The following is a 380-nucleotide window of genomic DNA, read 5'->3' on the forward strand; positions in this document are numbered from 1 at the left end:
ATCATGTCGAGCTGCGAGGCATCGATGCCTGCGGCTTCCAGCGCGCGCAGGGCGGCGTTGTAGCCAAGGTCGCTGGTGGTTTCGCCTTCGGCCGCGATGTGCCGTTCACGAATGCCGGTGCGCGACTGGATCCACTCGTCCGAGGTTTCGACCATCTTTTCCAGGTCGGCGTTGGTCAGGACTTTTTCCGGCAAATAGCTGCCGGTGCCCGCGATCCTCGAGTAGATCCGCTTGCTCATCATGTTTCCTGTTGCGCGGGCCGCCGATCACCGGCACGCCCGGGAAAGAAGGCAAAGGCCGCTGCCCGGAGGCAGCGGCCTTCCCGGCACATCAATCTTCTTCGACGGCCGAGGTCTTGGTCTGGATGACCTTCTTGCCGC

The 380-nt window shown here is 63.2% G+C and carries 1 pseudogene; it reads right to left on the reverse strand.

The features are described 5' to 3' along the window. A pseudogene (locus tag EN846_RS33810) lies at nt 1–239 on the reverse strand (3-oxoacyl-ACP synthase); the annotation flags it as partial. Between the last annotated feature and the right edge of the window lie 141 nt (nt 240–380).

The sequence above is a fragment of the Mesorhizobium sp. M4B.F.Ca.ET.203.01.1.1 genome (assembly GCF_004791025.1).
Lineage (GTDB): Bacteria > Pseudomonadota > Alphaproteobacteria > Rhizobiales > Rhizobiaceae > Mesorhizobium > Mesorhizobium abyssinicae.